Origin of the sequence: Candidatus Kryptonium sp. (assembly GCA_025060635.1) — a bacterium.
Classification (GTDB): Bacteria; Bacteroidota; Ignavibacteria; order Kryptoniales; family Kryptoniaceae; genus Kryptonium.
Genome location: JANXBN010000154.1, coordinates 1 through 501, shown reverse-complemented (window position 1 = coordinate 501; position 501 = coordinate 1). Strand labels below are relative to the sequence as shown.

At 54.9% G+C, this 501-nt stretch carries 1 protein-coding gene; it reads left to right on the top strand.

The window, feature by feature from the left end:
- Positions 1 to 501, top strand: a 501-nt coding sequence (locus NZ923_10880) for an NAD-dependent epimerase/dehydratase family protein (GenBank protein ID MCS7230510.1), incomplete at both ends; no start/stop codon positions are given.

Below are 501 nucleotides of genomic sequence, written 5' to 3'. Positions count from 1 at the left end.
GGGATGGGATTTATCGGTTCGACCCTGGCGCATCGTCTAGTTGAACTCGACGCCCAGGTAACGCTGGTTGACTCGCTCATCCCGATCTATGGCGGCAATCAGCGCAATATTGCTGGCATTGAGCATCGTGTGCGCGTCAACATTGCTGATGTACGCGATGAGTACTCGATGAACTACTTGGTGCAGGGACAGGATTACCTCTTCAATCTTGCCGGTCAGACGTCGCACCTCGACTCGATGACTGACCCGTACACCGACTTAGAGATCAATTGCCGTGCGCAACTATCGATCCTCGAAGCCTGCCGCAAAAATAACCCTCGCCTGAAACTGGTGTACGCATCGACGCGCCAGATCTACGGCAAGCCGGATTATCTGCCGGTCGATGAGCGCCATCTGCTCCATCCGGTCGATGTCAACGGCGTCAACAAGATGGCTGGCGAGTGGTATCACATTCTGTATAACAACGTCTACGGCATTCGCGCATGCGCCCTGCGTTTGACG